The following is a 13,920-nucleotide window of genomic DNA, read 5'->3' as shown; positions in this document are numbered from 1 at the left end:
ACAATAAAGCATCACTTTTTTCTATTGTAGTTTATGTTACTATATACCTATCCGTATTGAATGATCTTACATAAGCATACGATGACATACATATAATATAGATAGTAAAAATGGCAAAAGTCTTGCGTTCATACCATAGATCATGAAAAATCTTAAGAAAATCTTCAGGTTCTACTAAAGAAATTGTTAAGATTCGTCCTATATATTTATAAAATAAGGGAATTAACGAAACCATTTGAAGATTTAAAACGTATTGGTAATAACAGAGATTATCAGAGTAGGTGAAGACATGACACATACGATCTACATAGTATTAACAAAAACAGGGACATTATTATCAAAGGCAATCGGTATGTATACAGGAAAAGAAATGAACCATGCGTCAATCGCCTTTGATGAGAGGCTGTTTGAAATGTATAGCTTTGGTCGAAGGCAATTAAACAATCCATTAAGTGGAGGGTTTTTACAAGAGGATGCAGAAAAAGGACTTTTTGAATCAGCAGATTGTGTGATTTATCGCTGCACCATCTCCCATTATCAATATTTAGAAATGATGAAAATTGTACGTTATATGTATTGGAATCGGGATCGTTATAAATATAATTTTATTGGCTTGTTTGGTGTGGTAATGCAAAAGGAAGTGAGAAGAGAGCGTGCTTACTTTTGCTCCCAGTTTGTAGCGACGCTATTGAAAGTGGGAGGACTAAAAGTATATCAAAATCCAGCATTAATGACGCCTCACTGCCTAGCACAATTACCTTATTTAGAACAGGTCTTTGCTGGCAAGCTTGCTGATTATTTACAGGGTGTGCGTGCACCAGCTATGCTCTATGGTTAAATTCAGGCAATCTCTCAACAGATTGCCTGAATTTTTCGATAGTAACAATTACCTTTAATGGAATGAAAATAAACCTATTAGAAGCTATGCTGAAAATGAGTCATATGCCTGTTAAAGCCCTACTGTAAAATTGGTATCATATTAATAGAAAGATCGTTTAAATGGAATGATACCCGCTAGGAGGATGCAAAAATGAGTGAAGAAGTAACAACGGCTGGTTGGGATGCAATTGACCAAGCATTCACAACGTTATATGGTGAGCAAGAGCCAAAGCATTACGGCACATTAATTTCTTATGCACTTGGCGGACAAGACCCGCTAGATGGTATTAGTGCCTATAAAAGTGAAACACCTATTCCACATTGGCACTTCGTCACTTATGGGTTTTCTGAATTATATGACAAAGAATCAAACAATCAAGAATACAGTGGTTTTGGCTTTGAACTAACATTTCGGTTAGTGCGTAGCGACGATGAGGAAGAGCCTCCTGCTTGGGCATTAAATTTACTACAAAATATGGCAAGATATGTTTTTAATAGTGGCAATGTGTTTGTAGCAGGCGATTATTTAGATGCAAATGGGCCGATTTGTCTTGGTGCAGATACATTGTTAACAGCATTAGCATTTACAAACGATCCAGAGCTGGCTGAAATGGATACACCAAACGGTAAGGTGGCATTTGTGCAAATGGTTGGCATTACCGAGGATGAGCTGGAAGCGATTCAAACGTGGCATACATTTGGTTTACTGCAAGCTGGTATAGAGCAGCTACCGGGCTATGTAACAGATTTAGCAAGACCCTCTCTTCTACAAAATCCAGTGGTTGTCGAAGCTGTTGAACGAGGGGTAGAAGAAGATGGCTCTAGCACAGGCTTTCTCTTTGTCGACCAGCTAGCATGGCAAGAGGGAAAAACGGGCTGGTTTACGAAGCCATCTTATATCGTTCAGCTTGGAGCTAAGCAGGCAGGTGTGATTCGCCAATTATTACGTGGACGAATTTTAAAAGGAAGAAGCCTTCGCTTAGTTGGTCAACAAGTGACCATTACGTTTCAAGCGAATGAGCAAGCAGGCTATCATGTCAATGAGCAGGAAGTGATTATTTCTTTAAATAAAGCAGCAGTGGAGGAGCTTTGTCAAAAGCTTGTACCACAAGAAGGTCAATTTGAGTTATCTTCCTTAGCAGGTGTTAGCTTTCAAATTTTGAAAACCTACATTAAAGATCAAGAAGGAACGGTTGTGAAAACAATCGGGTAAGGCTGCTCTCCCGCTGGAAATCATTTTAGCGGGAGCTTTTTTCTAGCTAAAAGGGAGGAACGCATATTGCAACCGTGTATAGAGCATTTTCTTGCGGATGTTTGGGCGAAGCTAGCAACTATTTATAAGCAAGAAAGTAAACGAATAAACGCACTGAACGATCAAAGCCGCTTGCAAGCAGGTATCTTTAACTATTTAAAAGTAACTTGGCATAAAGGGCAAGGCTCCTATGGAACAATTCTGCTAGATGTTTATGAGCCATTGGATTGGAGTGATAGTGCCTATAGGATCGAAGCAGGCGCTTATATAGAGGAATTTACAGAAGCAGTATATATAGAGGAGCTTTTTAATGCTTTATGTGTAAAAATGGAGCAAGTTTTTCAATCATTCCAGTATGGGACTCGTTTTTTTGATTATTATTGTCAGGTAGTGCTTGAATTTGAGCATAACAGGGAAATGCTTCACTATCAAAAAAAGCTATTGAATCAGCAGAAGCTCGCGTTAACCAAGCAGGAATTAGCAACCTTTATTGACACAAAGGTAATGGCTGAGCTGCCAGCACGTCCAAGTGATAATGATGAATTTTTCTTTGCACAGCATCTTGTAAATCCGCATTTTTTCCAGCAAAGAGCTGAAGAAATTGAGCCGCTCATTAGTCGTTTACAAGACAAGCATCATGCCAATCAACAGCGTTTAGAGCGATGGAACTACTACTATACAAGAGCATTGGAGCAGTGGGCAGAGGTGCATTTTTTAACACACTATTTTGAGCAAACAGAAGCGTATACAAAAGAGTGGATGCTGACAACAGCAACTACGCCACAGCAAATAGCGCAGGAAAAGCTAGATTTCTTTCTCTATAGCGCATTAAAAATAGGGCAACAAGACCCAATAACTTGCCAAAAATATTTGGAGCTAGCTAAGCAGCTTGGTTCGCAAAGGGCAGCGATGTATTTACAAGCAGGAAGCGGTCGCTATGAAAGCAGACGACAAAGTAATGTGTTCCGAGGACAAGCCAATGATATTTTACAAACAATAACGATCCATATCATTGTGGAGGAGGAAAAAGCTTATCAAGAAGCGCTTCATTATATAATGGAGCTTTTACAGGCAGGCTTTCCAAAGGGCTATAAGCTATTGCTAAAAAGCAAAGTCAAGCATTATTTACCAGTGAAGGGGCTGGCAAAATCAAAGCTCCACCAATTTTTTGCCAACTGCTGCACATACCCATCCCTTTTTCCGCTGCTAGCAGACTATGCACAGACCGCAATGGAGGCATATGCATGGTATCAGGATGTTGAGCCAAGCGAAAAATCAGCGATGCCTGGCACTTATGCAGTATTTGGCTTAGGGCTTTATAGTGATGCTTATTTCCCGCTTGTCCAAAGCTATATGGCACTTGTTGATACAGAGCATCAGTCCGTCCAAAATGCTTATGCAGAGGCTTTTCTAGAAGCGCATGGTTTAACAGCGGAGCTTATGCCTGTATGTATCGCTATTTTATTGGCTGCCAATGAATCAGCGAAGCCATTAAAGGGGCTTGATCTACGCGAACAGGACTGTATAAGGGCGCTTGTGGATGAGCTAGCAAAGAAAGAGGACTATGAGCGTGCATTTGTATTGTATCGTATTTTTGGCCGTGCAAATAAGGTAGCCCAGCGTCTTAAACGAGAAACTTCACCGATAAAGGAAGAGCTGGAGCAGTTGCTACAATGGATGGATACATAAAGCAGGGAGGGACGTTTGATGGATTGGCGAACAGTTAGTAAATCAAAGAATATGGAAGAGGTACAGGAGGCTGTGCAGAAGCTGGATGTTCATGAACGGGATGCACGTGGCAGAACGCCATTAATGCTTTTTATTACTAATCGAATGCCGCTTGAAGGGATACAGCTTCTTTTGGCACAAAATATCGACTTGGAGGCACAAGATAAGCTTGGGGATACAGCATTAAAAAAGGCTGTAAAGTTTAAGCAAAAGGATGTTATTCAATTATTGCTTGCCAAGGGTGCGATATTAGATACGCCAGAGGGGATTCAGGCAACCGCCTGGTATGCAGCAAGAATGCATAGAGAAATAGCCGATTTATTGCTTGCTACGCCTGGTTCAATCCGACTAACATTAACAGCGGAGGAGCAAAGGCAAGTAGATACGATTTTATATGAGGAATCTATTGATAAAATGTGCCAGCGCATTCATGCTGTTTCATCCGCTGTCATTTTACATGCGGTCGTTAATGGCTATAATTGGGATGATGGACCGGAGCCAATGCTAGCAGCGTTACACAATCCTGTATGTGCGCCAATCACATTGCTAGATATGTTTGAGCTAATGGAGGGCGATTATTGGCTAGCGCAACCAGAGGAAGAAGTAGCCACTTCAGAATGGCAGCAGCCTTGGCAAGAGATGGCGAAAATTGTAAGTGCTAAATTAGCGTTGGATAAGACGTGAGGAGGAATGAGCCATGGATCAAAAGGCAAAGAAAATTTTAATGCAAACATTTTGGCAATCAGGCAGGTGGAAGGTAGGGAAATTTACATGTGCAGAAGAAGATTTTCAATATGCCAAAAGCAAAGGGCTAATGTTTAATCCGTTAACGATTACACATGATGAATGTATAGCAAGACTGCAACAGCTTCACCGTGAAGTATTAACAAAAGAGCTTGCTGTTACAGCCTTTTTGCATAGCTTATCAACGCGCAAGGTGCATTTACGCAGTGCGCTATCAAGCTGGGCGCTTACATATCAATTACCTAGCCATACCTATCATGAGCGACCTGTACAACTAGTATCCCATAGTGGCTGTGGCTACTGTAATGAACAGCAAATTATAGCCTATGAAGCATATAACGATGAAGATTTAAATGTGTTAAATTTTGAACGCATTAAATGGGGTGGCATTCGTTTAAATTGGCTGCTATATTGCCTGCTTGATCTTGAATGTTTAGCAAAGGAGCAAACAGCGTTTACTGTATGTGAGGAAGATATCGCCATTTTAAAACAGATGATTGAGGCGATAGAGTCCTGTCAAGATACAGATGCAGCAAGACAGCTTGAGAAGCGCTGGAAGGATATTTTTAAGGCCAATCAATATGAACGAGATGTTATTATGGAAATTTGGGGATATGCAGGCTTGCTTGTTTCCAAGAACCCTTATCGCAAGGAACGTGGACGAGGCACGGATTTTATGTCAATGGCTACATGGAGAGGGCAGGATGGCTACTCACAAGAGCAAATGGAGTTCTATTTTGGTCCCTATTTATAAGAGAAGCGTCTATTCTGATAAAGAAAAAGATGAGTGAAAATTCTGTAAGCAGGAAACTTCATAGCAAGTACCTATGGATAGAGTTGAACAAGAAATTAATCGTTTAAATGGAGTGATAAATATTGACGTATGACTTTTGGATAATGGCTTCCGTTACAGAGCTGATTGACTACCCAGATGATGGGAGTGATGACTATACACCTCAGTCAACTTTTCAGGCGCTTATGGATATACTTGCTATTCATGTACCAATTGAAGAAATTGTTCATCGCTTTTTTCAACAATCCATTCATACAGGGGATGTGTTGGTATTTATCAATCAGCACCAGCCAGATACATGCATTGTTCTTGATACATATCGTCATCCATTAGATCAACAGGATACCATTCAGTTTGGTTGGAGGGTGAATACAAAGCTAGATCTTTATCGCATCAGACAGCTAACACGGCAGCTTTATGATAATTGTGAATTTGCTGTTCGCTATGAGGAGGGTTTGTCTGTTCTGTATAAGGTGCTGCAACAAGAGCGTTATCCATACAAATATTATTATCAGACAGTATACGAACAACAACTTAAGCAATATACAACGAAAAAGGGGTTCGTGACACGACTATAACCTATATCACGAACCCCTATAAAGCGCTACGTAAACAAATAGCTAATGATCGCGAATAGGATGGAAATCGCTAAAATGGCTCCGACCACTTTCATATGCCGTTTGCGCTCCATCACGACAATCGCCACATATTCACGAATCATAGCATTGGGCCAATAATAAAAGGCTGTTTTTGCGCCAATGCCCTGACTGTCTAACCCAGCTAGCCTTGCATAGATGCCCGCACGGAAAAGATGGAAATTATTTGTTGTAAAAATACTGCGATAGGGCTTACCCTGCGATTGCTCGTCCATCAATTGTTTGGAAAAGAGCATATTTTGATAGGTGTTGACAGAACGATTCTCTTGTAGTGTGTGCTCAATCGGAATTCCTTTGTCAAGTGCATATTGTTGCATTGCCTCAGCCTCTGGTAGGTTTTCATCTGGCCCTTGCCCGCCTGAAAAAATAATGGTTGGCGGTGAAGTAATAGCTGCTTGCTTATGATAAAAGTCAATCGCCTTTTGGATTCTACTTGCTAATAGTGGTGGAACCTTATCGTTAATTAAACCACTGCCAAGCACAATAATAAAATCTTGATGATATTTTGGTCGATTGAATTGATATAAAAAATAGGCGGATAAAAAATTAGATAGATGAATAAAGAAATAAAACGTAATAAGTGATATCCCACCGAAAATCGGTTGGAGATGCCTTGAGAATAAACTTGCTGGGCTAATAATTGGCAACAGCATAAATAATAAAATCCCAATCGCCACAAGCAATGTTAAGGAATTAGCAAGACGTCTGCCCTCTCGTTGCATTAATACCCTCGCATTTAAAAATAAACCAAACATTAATGCCACGATGGCAAACGGAATCATCACCAATAGGGCGATTAGTGGAATAATCACGATTAGCCTTACAAAGTAATGGTCAGATTCAATGGATGCCACTACACAAAATAATAGAAATGAACAGATAAAAAGATTAAATAACAAGCCATTGATCATTCTTCGTGGGTCTTTCAAATAGGAATAAAGAAAAACAATAAAAATAATGAGCGGAATAATACCAATATACATAAAAATACGCACCTCAATTAATGAACTCTCTTCATTATAAGGTAAAATGAATGATTTGGCAGCTAGCTACATTTTTGGATACGTGTTATGAATATAGGCAAGATACTCCTTACGCGTTAGGCCACCCGTTTGACGGTTAAAGTCATCATATGTGATATTTTGCGGCAAGCCAAATTCAGCGAACGCTTGCAGCCGCTCTTGATAATAATAGGGATTATCGAATGACGCGGGATAATCATGCTCCTCCTGCGGCTTCAACCAATCATTAGCGACACTTGTATAGACACCATGATTAGCAAAACGAGTGGCTGTTTTTAAAGCAGTTGCAGATGCTGGCTTATGAATGCTTCCTGTTCCCCACGATAGACGGTATTGAGGTTCCTTGTGCTGGTCAATCGTTATACTATACCCTAAAGGAAATAAAATATCAGCCTCTGTTAATGGTTTATGACCAACTTTTTCATAACACCCTCGCATAAAATGATCGTCCATTACAATATATGTTTGATTGGCTAATGGCGCTGTCACAATCTCTTCAAAACGGGGTGAACGCTCTGTCGTTGTACATAAATAAGGGCGGACAAACAGCGGCATTGTCATCACATCATGCCAAATACTATCTGCTGCAAATAACTGATCCTTTTGCATTTGACGTAGATCCCCAATTACTAGCACATAACCGTCCGTAAACAGGTCCACTTCAACGCGGAAAATATCTCCTGGCATCGCTTTATAACGTAAACTTTTCATGTTTATGAGCTTTGCTAATTTAGTAGCATAATCAGCAGGCAATTGTGCTGGAAATTGCTGAAGCCACTGAATAATATCAGCCTTTGTTGTAAGATGCTCAAAACCTGTTAGTGGAAGCTGGTAATAGGTTTTCGGATTGCGTACACTAATAGAGCTAGCTTGATTAGTGTTATTACCTACACTAGCCGAGAAAATAATGCCTGTTGCTTTCGGAGCGGAAATATGGGTGTAATTGAATTTCTTCTCTTTACCACGTGAGCTTTGTGGAACAATCACCTCACGATTACGGGTAACAATGGTGACATCTGCTTCTTGATAGTGCTGCTCATCGGCAAAAATCCTTTTTTTAATTACATCCCCCTCAAGACAAATAAAGTAATCCTCACGAATTTGCAGTATATCCCAATGCTTATCCAGCAACTGAAGTCCAAAATAAGGACGCAGTTCATTGTGTAACCAGCTAGTAAATAGTGCCATACTTAATCTACCTCCTATGTAGATAAGTATAGGGAAGATTTATTATTGTCACTAGAGGCAAGAAGAGGATATGCTGCTAATGCAATAGACCTAACATTTGTTTTCTCATCTTTTCTGTTATACTAATAGATAGAGGTGATGCATTTGCAAATAATGGCAATAGAAGGTGTTCCTTATACGTGGCTTCACCAGCTACAGGAAATCTATGCTGATGTTTTTGATGGCGCTCATCTCCCACTGGAAAAGCTAGCAAGTAAAGAAGGCTTGCTGTGCATGCTGGCAGTGGAGAATAACGAGCTTATTGGCTTTAAGTTAGGCTACCCACATCCTGATGGCGTGTTTTATAGCTGGCTAGGCGGTGTTCGAGATACCAAAAGAGGACAGGGAATAGCCAGTCAATTAATGATCGCACAGCATAAGCATATGAAGGCATTAGGCTTTCAGAAGGTGCGTACATACGGCAGAAATACATACAAAGCAATGCTAATTGTCAATCTTAAGCATGGCTTTGATATTGTATCAACCTTTATAGATGACAAGGGCAGACATAAAATTATTTTTGAAAAATTAGTGGAATAGGGAGTTTACTGATGAAGGCATACTTAGCAAATGGATTATTTTCTTTAGGAGATCGTTTTGTAAATGAGCAGCTAGCAGCAGCTATTCGCAAGGCTGTACCAGATATTGAGCTATACGTCCCGCAGGAGAACGATGCGATCAACGATAAATCTGCCTATGCGGATAGCCAAGCCATTGCAGAGGCGGATTTAGCAATGCTACAAGGCAGTGATTTATTAATTGCTGTATTAGACGGTGTGGAAATTGATTCGGGAGTGGCCGCCGAAATCGGTGCATTTGCAATGCTAAATCGTCCCATTGTTGGCTTACTAACAGATGTTCGTCAGCAAGGGCGCGATAATATGCAAAAAATAGAGGCACTTGTACGAGATGGACTGGAAAATCAGTTTGTCTACCGTAATTTATTTGTAGTAGGTTTAATTAAACGTACAGGCATTATTACAGCCTCGATTGAAGAAGCGGTGGAGGCTGTACAACACTATAGCAATAGGGAGGAATAAGTATGTTACTAGCAACATCAGATAGTGTAGCAGGACGAGAAATTATCGAAACACTTGGTTTAGTCAAGGGCAATTCTGTGCAATCCAGAAATATTGGGCGTGATATGATAGCAGGTCTTCGTAATATTGTTGGAGGTGAAATGAAGGAATATGCCGAAATGCTTGTACGTTCACGTGAAATTGCCACAGAAGCAATGGAGGAAGAAGCCAAGCAACTAGGGGCAAATGCGATTGTAGGCGTACGCTATGCAACTTCTTCTGTAATGGATGGTACATCAGAGGTGCTTGTCTACGGCACAGCTGTTAAATTAAAGTAATTGTAAGCAATGGCAAAAACCAACGATTATAGAGGCAATCACCCTTATTCAATCACAGGTGCGAATAGCAAGCAAACATGATTTCCTAGGGAGATTCGCACCAACTATTGAAGGGATTTGCCATTGAAATGGAAGTTGTTTCAGGTTAATATTACTATATAAATTTATTTTTCAATAAAAATCAACGATAAACATCACTTTTACAGCAATTTTCACAGTCTTTCTCTATATGGAGAAAGTGGATTGAAATTTGTCGTAAGAAACGAGCAAGCACCGGCTCACCGCCGTCTTTCTCTATATGGAGAAAGTGGATTGAAATTCTTACCCACATACTGAATCACTCCCTTACTTTGTCTTTCTCTATATGGAGAAAGTGGATTGAAATAGCAAACCACCGTAGGAAATCAGCCTTTTATATGTCTTTCTCTATATGGAGAAAGTGGATTGAAATAAATGATGGTCCAATTGTCAGGGTGATTAAAGGTGTCTTTCTCTATATGGAGAAAGTGGATTGAAATTATAGATAACGTGATGAAGATATGTAGGGGTCTTGGGTCTTTCTCTATATGGAGAAAGTGGATTGAAATGCTCATTTCAAATGATTTTTTAAACTCATATCCTTGTCTTTCTCTATATGGAGAAAGTGGATTGAAATAAGCAACAGAAGCAGGTATAGGTATCAACCGCCATGTCTTTCTCTATATGGAGAAAGTGGATTGAAATAAAAAAACAGACCTATAACCAGCGAGCACCTGTTTGTCTTTCTCTATATGGAGAAAGTGGATTGAAATATTACAGAATACCGCAAAAAATCTAACAAAACATGTCTTTCTCTATATGGAGAAAGTGGATTGAAATAAGTAAATGAGTAAGTTGATAACGAGTAGCATTGTGGTCTTTCTCTATATGGAGAAAGTGGATTGAAATTTTTAAAACATCTAGCTTTTGACTAGTGTTTTGTATGTCTTTCTCTATATGGAGAAAGTGGATTGAAATCACATCCTCTGCATCAGTGTGGACGGAAAATGAGTCTTTCTCTATATGGAGAAAGTGGATTGAAATTTGGGAATTCGACTACTAGCGTTGATTGATCGTGTCTTTCTCTATATGGAGAAAGTGGATTGAAATATTACGCTCAAAATAGACTCACGGAAAGCATCTTGTCTTTCTCTATATGGAGAAAGTGGATTGAAATACATGGGAGCAAATTGAGGCTGCTTATTTCGAAGTCTTTCTCTATATGGAGAAAGTGGATTGAAATCGTATAAAGATGGTATGAACAATTTAGCAGCCAAGTCTTTCTCTATATGGAGAAAGTGGATTGAAATGAGTAACCAATCTATCAAATAATCAATCCATTGTTGTCTTTCTCTATATGGAGAAAGTGGATTGAAATAACAAGAATGGTCAAAGCTAACAGAGATTTTCCGTCTTTCTCTATATGGAGAAAGTGGATTGAAATAGCTAAAACAGTACCTATGGAGCTAGTTAAACGTGTCTTTCTCTATATAGAAAAAATAAGTTGACGTGACAGCAATATATTCTGCACTGTATAGAAGAAATCTTTGCTACAATATAGTTGGTGCGAATGGTAAGCGAACATAATTATCCAGTAGGATTCGCACCAAATATAAGTCGAAAAAAGTTGCTATCTAGTAAGCGGTTGTTTCTAAATGCCTATCCTTATACTCTAAATTGTTAATAAACAAGTATTTTTATTAAATACTTTTCGAAAATGACGTCATTCTCTACATAGAGAATGTGGATTGAGATATAAGATAGTAAAGCATCATTAAAATCTTTGATTTGGTCATTCTCTACATAGAAAATATGAGTTGGAATAAATAGGGATGTTTACCCTGAAAGAAAACGAGCTTGGCAATGGGCTTATGATTGACAAACTATTTATGGAAATTGTGCGATAAAACTAAAAAACGCGGGAAGCCCATATTTATAATGGATTTCTCGCGTTTTTTATTCGCTAATGAAAAAGCTGCTCGATAAAGGTTAAATCAAAGTTATTTGGCAGCTTATAATCTTTTAAATAGTTCTCCTCATATAGATAGACAAATAAATGCTTTGTATCATCGAAGCGCAAGCCGATTTCACGAGTATCATTCATTGTTAATGTTAGCCAATAAGCCTCCTGAAAATCAGATTTCGCAAAATATACCTTCTTTAATGGCTGATCCTGTAATGTTTCCATCAATTGATGGATTTGTGCTGCATCACTAACTATAATCGTTTTTTCATCAGAGGCACGAATAATTTCTATTTCCTTGATTTCCTCTATCTCTACTTCAAGACGCTCTGTTACTTCCTTTGTAAAATCGGTATCTCGTGTTAATAAGATTGTTGAGCTGTAGAGAATAATCAATGGGAGTATAATGCCTAGCAGTAATTTATATCTTTTTTTCATGCCAATCTCCTTAAATTCTAAAAATTCTTACATATGTATTCTTTCCACGCTATAATTGAGCATATACTGAAATGATAAAGGAAGGCAATTAAATGACACATAATCACGAAGAAAAAGAACTATTTTATCCAGATGGCAAAATTATGTACAGAGGTGGCGTTAAGAAAAATGATTTTGGCCATGATATTTATGATGGTAAGGGTACATTATTTGACCAAGAAGGCGCAGTGCTATTTGAGGGCGAATTTGTCAACCATATGAAGCAAGGCAATGGCATTATGTATTTAAAAGGGCAAATTATCTATCAAGGTGAATTTATCCAAAATAAAAAACAAGGCAATGGTATTTTATATAAAGATGGAATGGTCTACTACGAGGGGCATTTTCGTAATGACTTAATGGACGGCTATGGCATTTTATATTATGAAGAGGATGTGATTGCGCCTTATCAAGCATTGCGCGCGCAATATCCTCATTTGAATCAGCCACAGTATGAGGGTGATTTTGTTCATGGCATGAAAAAAGGGAAGGGTAAGCAATATTATCCAAACGGCTTTTTACAATATGAAGGTGAGTTTATTTGGCATCACATGCAGGGTGCTGGTAAACTATATTATCCTGCAGAATCGCCAACAGCCGAAGAGCTAGCACGTGGTATGACAACTTTACAATACGAAGGTCATTTCTTTGAGGATATGAAGCATGGTAAAGGAAAAATTTATGCTAGAGATGGCATTTTAGAAGCAGAGGGCCAATTTAAAGAAGATGCTATGACAGGTCAAGGAACGCTTTATTATCCAAATGGACAGGCTTCTTATATTGGCGAGCTTGTCGATGGACAAAAGCATGGTCGAGGCGATTATTTTAACGAGGACGGTAAAATCATTTACAGTGGTGAATTTATTAACGATGAACGCTTGCGTATTACGCCTGAGGTTGAACGAGAGATTGAGAAGCTTCAGCAGCAGCTTGATCGTCTTGTTGGGCTGCCAAATGCGAAGAAGGAATTACATAATTTAATTAATTTCATTAAAATCCAAAGCATGCGTGTCGATCACGGCTTAACAAGCTTTCCGATTACGTATCACCTTGTATTCTCTGGTAATCCAGGCACAGGTAAAACAACGGTAGCACGTATTATTGGGCAAATTTATAAGCATCTTGGTGTTTTATCTAGTGGACATTTTGTGGAAACGGATCGTGCAGGGCTAGTCGCAGGGTACGTTGGACAAACAGCGCTAAAGGTGCAGGAAGTGGTTAATAAAGCGAAGGGTGGCGTGCTGTTTATTGATGAAGCCTATTCATTGGTCAATGATAAACAGGATGCATTTGGCAAGGAAGCGATTGATAGTTTATTAAAGGCAATGGAGGATTTACGAGATGATTTAGTCGTTATTGTGGCAGGCTATACGGAGCTAATAGAGGAATTTTTACAATCTAACCCTGGCTTTAAATCACGCTTTAATCATTTTGTCCAGTTTGATAATTTTAGTACGGATGAGCTGTATGATATTTTTGCCATGCTTTGTCAGGGGAATGATTACCAGTTTGGTGATGCCTTTGCACAGCATATGAAGGCACAGCTCCATCAAATACCTATTGAAGATATACCAAATTTCTCTAATGGTCGCTATATTCGTAACTTGTTTGAAAAGCTAGTGACAATTCAATCCAATAGACTGATTCAGCAGCCAAAGCTTACAAAGGAACAGCTAATGACCTTTGAGGAGCAGGATATTCTACAGGGCATAGCCGAAAATTTATTTGATAGCACCTTTTAAGCTAGCTATCTTAAGAATTTCTTCATAAAATTCGTACAGGAATATTCAGAATTGCCTCTTAT

General features: G+C 39.0%; 13 protein-coding genes and 1 CRISPR repeat array. Of the genes, 10 read left to right on the top strand and 3 right to left on the bottom strand.

Annotation, left to right across the window (positions count from 1 at the left end; translation table 11 throughout):
• Positions 1 to 289: 289 nt before the first annotated feature.
• The 6 genes from ACIQVU_RS00730 (at position 290) to ACIQVU_RS00705 (ending at position 5,974) form a co-directional block, all read left to right on the top strand.
• Positions 290 to 838, top strand: coding sequence for a hypothetical protein (locus tag ACIQVU_RS00730; protein ID WP_340806047.1), 549 nt, complete (start codon positions 290 to 292; stop codon positions 836 to 838).
• 192 nt (positions 839 to 1,030) lie between these two features.
• Positions 1,031 to 2,092: a suppressor of fused domain protein gene (locus ACIQVU_RS00725; protein ID WP_402893225.1), complete on the top strand. Its 1,062-nt coding sequence runs from the start codon at positions 1,031 to 1,033 to the stop codon at positions 2,090 to 2,092.
• A gap of 66 nt (positions 2,093 to 2,158) precedes the next feature.
• Positions 2,159 to 3,820 (top strand): DUF6138 family protein, encoded by a 1,662-nt coding sequence (locus ACIQVU_RS00720; protein ID WP_402893222.1) that lies wholly within the window; start codon positions 2,159 to 2,161, stop codon positions 3,818 to 3,820.
• 18 nt (positions 3,821 to 3,838) lie between these two features.
• On the top strand, positions 3,839 to 4,543 hold the full coding sequence (locus tag ACIQVU_RS00715) for a DUF4274 domain-containing protein (RefSeq protein ID WP_340806044.1): 705 nt from the start codon (positions 3,839 to 3,841) through the stop codon (positions 4,541 to 4,543).
• Positions 4,544 to 4,556: 13 nt separating this feature from the next.
• The gene (locus ACIQVU_RS00710) at positions 4,557 to 5,357 is read left to right on the top strand and encodes a hypothetical protein (RefSeq protein ID WP_402893218.1); all 801 of its coding nucleotides are present in this window, start codon (positions 4,557 to 4,559) and stop codon (positions 5,355 to 5,357) included.
• A gap of 122 nt (positions 5,358 to 5,479) precedes the next feature.
• On the top strand, positions 5,480 to 5,974 hold the full coding sequence (locus tag ACIQVU_RS00705; RefSeq protein WP_402893217.1) for a hypothetical protein: 495 nt from the start codon (positions 5,480 to 5,482) through the stop codon (positions 5,972 to 5,974).
• A gap of 26 nt (positions 5,975 to 6,000) precedes the next feature.
• Here the strand turns inward: ACIQVU_RS00705 and ACIQVU_RS00700 are convergent, their stop codons facing one another.
• Both ACIQVU_RS00700 and ACIQVU_RS00695 read right to left on the bottom strand, forming a co-directional pair.
• The gene (locus tag ACIQVU_RS00700; protein ID WP_402893214.1) at positions 6,001 to 7,035 is read right to left on the bottom strand and encodes a YdcF family protein; all 1,035 of its coding nucleotides are present in this window, start codon (positions 7,033 to 7,035) and stop codon (positions 6,001 to 6,003) included.
• Positions 7,036 to 7,101: 66 nt separating this feature from the next.
• A complete protein-coding gene (locus ACIQVU_RS00695; protein ID WP_402893211.1) occupies positions 7,102 to 8,262 on the bottom strand; it encodes an immunity 26/phosphotriesterase HocA family protein in 1,161 nt (386 codons plus the stop codon).
• Positions 8,263 to 8,415: 153 nt separating this feature from the next.
• On the opposite strand from ACIQVU_RS00695, the gene ACIQVU_RS00690 reads away from it, so the two are divergent.
• The 3 genes from ACIQVU_RS00690 to ACIQVU_RS00680 are packed head-to-tail and all read left to right on the top strand — an operon-like array spanning position 8,416 to position 9,658.
• Positions 8,416 to 8,841, top strand: coding sequence for a GNAT family N-acetyltransferase (locus ACIQVU_RS00690; RefSeq protein ID WP_402893670.1), 426 nt, complete (start codon positions 8,416 to 8,418; stop codon positions 8,839 to 8,841).
• Between the two features lie 11 nt (positions 8,842 to 8,852).
• Positions 8,853 to 9,341 carry a nucleoside 2-deoxyribosyltransferase gene (locus tag ACIQVU_RS00685; RefSeq protein ID WP_340806036.1) on the top strand — a complete coding sequence of 163 codons (489 nt, stop codon included), beginning with the start codon at positions 8,853 to 8,855 and terminating at the stop codon, positions 9,339 to 9,341.
• Between the two features lie 2 nt (positions 9,342 to 9,343).
• Positions 9,344 to 9,658: a YbjQ family protein gene (locus tag ACIQVU_RS00680; protein WP_340806035.1), complete on the top strand. Its 315-nt coding sequence runs from the start codon at positions 9,344 to 9,346 to the stop codon at positions 9,656 to 9,658.
• 217 nt (positions 9,659 to 9,875) lie between these two features.
• Positions 9,876 to 11,120: a CRISPR direct-repeat array (repeat unit 33 nt; unit sequence GTCTTTCTCTATATGGAGAAAGTGGATTGAAAT).
• Positions 11,121 to 11,639: 519 nt separating this feature from the next.
• Here the strand turns inward: ACIQVU_RS00680 and ACIQVU_RS00675 are convergent.
• Entirely contained in the window at positions 11,640 to 12,077 is a 438-nt protein-coding gene (locus tag ACIQVU_RS00675; protein WP_340806033.1) for a hypothetical protein, read from the bottom strand.
• Between the two features lie 92 nt (positions 12,078 to 12,169).
• Between ACIQVU_RS00675 and ACIQVU_RS00670 the strand changes: the two genes are divergently transcribed.
• Positions 12,170 to 13,858, top strand: a complete 1,689-nt coding sequence (locus ACIQVU_RS00670) for an AAA family ATPase (RefSeq protein ID WP_340806031.1) — start codon at positions 12,170 to 12,172, stop codon at positions 13,856 to 13,858.
• The last annotated feature ends 62 nt before the right edge of the window (positions 13,859 to 13,920 follow it).

It is taken from the genome of Lysinibacillus sp. NPDC098008 (assembly GCF_044760715.1).
Taxonomy (GTDB): Bacteria; Bacillota; Bacilli; order Bacillales_A; family Planococcaceae; genus Lysinibacillus.
The sequence above is the reverse complement of the archived record's forward strand: the minus strand, read 5'-3'. Positions and strand labels throughout refer to the sequence as shown.

Bases quoted from the DNA above. Each gene is read 5' to 3' on its own strand.
- ACIQVU_RS00730 (WP_340806047.1), top strand. From the start codon at position 290: ATGACACATACGATCTACATAGTATTAACAAAAACAGGGACATTATTA.
- ACIQVU_RS00725 (WP_402893225.1), top strand. From the start codon at position 1,031: ATGAGTGAAGAAGTAACAACGGCTGGTTGGGATGCAATTGACCAAGCA.
- ACIQVU_RS00715 (WP_340806044.1), top strand. From the start codon at position 3,839: ATGGATTGGCGAACAGTTAGTAAATCAAAGAATATGGAAGAGGTACAG.
- ACIQVU_RS00710 (WP_402893218.1), top strand. From the start codon at position 4,557: ATGGATCAAAAGGCAAAGAAAATTTTAATGCAAACATTTTGGCAATCA.
- ACIQVU_RS00700 (WP_402893214.1), bottom strand. From the start codon at position 7,035: ATGTATATTGGTATTATTCCGCTCATTATTTTTATTGTTTTTCTTTAT.
- ACIQVU_RS00695 (WP_402893211.1), bottom strand. From the start codon at position 8,262: ATGGCACTATTTACTAGCTGGTTACACAATGAACTGCGTCCTTATTTT.
- ACIQVU_RS00690 (WP_402893670.1), top strand. From the start codon at position 8,416: ATGGCAATAGAAGGTGTTCCTTATACGTGGCTTCACCAGCTACAGGAA.
- ACIQVU_RS00685 (WP_340806036.1), top strand. From the start codon at position 8,853: ATGAAGGCATACTTAGCAAATGGATTATTTTCTTTAGGAGATCGTTTT.
- ACIQVU_RS00680 (WP_340806035.1), top strand. From the start codon at position 9,344: ATGTTACTAGCAACATCAGATAGTGTAGCAGGACGAGAAATTATCGAA.
- ACIQVU_RS00675 (WP_340806033.1), bottom strand. From the start codon at position 12,077: ATGAAAAAAAGATATAAATTACTGCTAGGCATTATACTCCCATTGATT.
- ACIQVU_RS00670 (WP_340806031.1), top strand. From the start codon at position 12,170: ATGACACATAATCACGAAGAAAAAGAACTATTTTATCCAGATGGCAAA.